A 1637-nucleotide genomic window follows, 5' to 3' on the forward strand; every position below is an offset into this window, starting at 1 on the left:
GGTATAGGCGGGTTTTCTATGCTTGGCCATTTTACACCTCCAAGTCAGATCGAAATCTAACTATAGTTGGTGTCTACTTATCGTGGGTAACACGGAAAGCTAACGCCGCAAACAGCGGCGAGCATTAGCGAGTCCGGCGGCGATAGCCGCGTACTGCTTTGCCTTGTTATGCATTTTTTATTGCCTCTAACATTAATGAGAATCCCTGTTCATTTTTGTACTGATCTAGATTATCAGCTTTATCTTTTAGCTTGATATATCCTGCGCGATCCTTTCGGTTTTCAGGGCGCTCTGCTAGCTGTAGAAATTTATCAAACGGCATAAACCATGAATCTTTTGCTAAATAATAGGCAATATATACATTCTTGGAGCTGTATGAATCTATCTCTTTTCCAGTAAAGAAAATATTCTTCTCTCTACTCTTATACTTAACCTGTATAGGAATGCTATTCGAAAAATCTTTGTTTGAGGCAATTAAATCCACCCCTATATCAACCAAAGGGGTCGATACAATTATACCCTCGCTAGTAAGCTTACTTGCTAAAGACAGCTCTTGAGATGCACCTATAAATAGATTGTCGCTCATAGTTGAAACCTGCATGCATAACGCCAAGCTAATGGGCAGGCACTGTGGAGGAGTTTTTGGTGTAAATTGGCGCGAAGCGACATACACCAAAAAGGCCGTAGCAGTGACTGTCCAGGCCAACTTGTTGGCCGAACATTGAGCGCCTTGTTAGTAGTTTTTTTCATTGTTTAAAATGCCGCCATGCGTAGACAAATAGCAATGGCCATAGCAATACGATTACCGCCAACCAACCATACTTTTTGTTAGCGTAAGCATGGCGCATTACTATTACGAATAGCGCTAATGTAAGAACTGCCGTGCTTAACCAATGCGTGAACTCCCACCAATACATTTGTTCGGGACCAATAGGGCCTGCTGATAGCCGAACATCTGGCAACAGTTCTAGATAAACCGCATAACCAGCAAAAGTAGCGAATACTATCGTTGCTAATATTACAAATTTTCGGCTTTCCAATGCATTCATAATGACTACTAACGCCGGTAGCAAAGGCGAGCGTTAGCGAGTCCAGGCCGCGTCTTTTGCGGGCGATTTTGCCTACCCTTGTTAAATTTTTGCTTGTTGAATGGCATTGACCACCTCGCTAATAGGAAGATCAAAACCTATATTTTCCGGTTTTGCGTAGTTGATGCCCAACAGACATTTAGCTTGTCTTAAGCTTGGAACCCATTCATTGAGGAAAGTAGACCACTCAAAACCAATTTGTTGATACCCTTTATACGCTGGAACTTGAGAGATTTGTTTTAACACACGCTCTCGCGACGACCACCAAGGAAAGCACTTTGTACCATATCGGTTATCCGAGGTTACATATTCGCCACTCTTTTCGAGAGTCCAGATTATTCCATCCCTTGATATTTCATCAACGAATTCTTCCCATCTTGTTTCGTTGCTAGACATAACTCTCCTGAAATTGGTCTTACCCACGAAAAGTAGACACGGAATATGCGTATAAACACTCATATTCAGCAGGGCTCACATAGCCTATTGCTGAGTGCCTTCTTATTCGATTATAAAAGATTTCAATGTACTCAAAGATACCGGATTTCGCTT

Annotated in this window: 4 protein-coding genes; all 4 read right to left on the reverse strand. The window is 42.0% G+C overall.

Features of this window, described 5'->3' with window-relative positions:
- Positions 1-166: 166 nt before the first annotated feature.
- Positions 167-586 (reverse strand): hypothetical protein, encoded by a 420-nt coding sequence (locus tag MIB40_RS19375; RefSeq protein ID WP_249697147.1) that lies wholly within the window; start codon positions 584-586, stop codon positions 167-169.
- A 160-nt stretch (positions 587-746) separates the two neighbouring features.
- Positions 747-1049, reverse strand: coding sequence for a hypothetical protein (locus tag MIB40_RS19380; RefSeq protein WP_249697148.1), 303 nt, complete (start codon positions 1047-1049; stop codon positions 747-749).
- An 81-nt stretch (positions 1050-1130) separates the two neighbouring features.
- Positions 1131-1484 carry a DUF2750 domain-containing protein gene (locus tag MIB40_RS19385; protein ID WP_249697149.1) on the reverse strand — a complete coding sequence of 118 codons (354 nt, stop codon included), beginning with the start codon at positions 1482-1484 and terminating at the stop codon, positions 1131-1133.
- Between the two features lie 19 nt (positions 1485-1503).
- The coding region (locus tag MIB40_RS19390; protein WP_249697150.1) for an IS3 family transposase at positions 1504-1637 on the reverse strand (134 nt) is incomplete at its 5' end.

This window comes from Aestuariirhabdus haliotis (assembly GCF_023509475.1).
GTDB lineage: Bacteria > Pseudomonadota > Gammaproteobacteria > Pseudomonadales > Aestuariirhabdaceae > Aestuariirhabdus > Aestuariirhabdus haliotis.

What these genes read in the sequence shown, in the direction of transcription:
- MIB40_RS19375 (WP_249697147.1), bottom strand. Translation starts at nt 586, where the DNA reads ATGAGCGACAATCTATTTATAGGTGCATCTCAAGAGCTGTCTTTAGCA.
- MIB40_RS19380 (WP_249697148.1), bottom strand. Translation starts at nt 1,049, where the DNA reads ATGAATGCATTGGAAAGCCGAAAATTTGTAATATTAGCAACGATAGTA.
- MIB40_RS19385 (WP_249697149.1), bottom strand. Translation starts at nt 1,484, where the DNA reads ATGTCTAGCAACGAAACAAGATGGGAAGAATTCGTTGATGAAATATCA.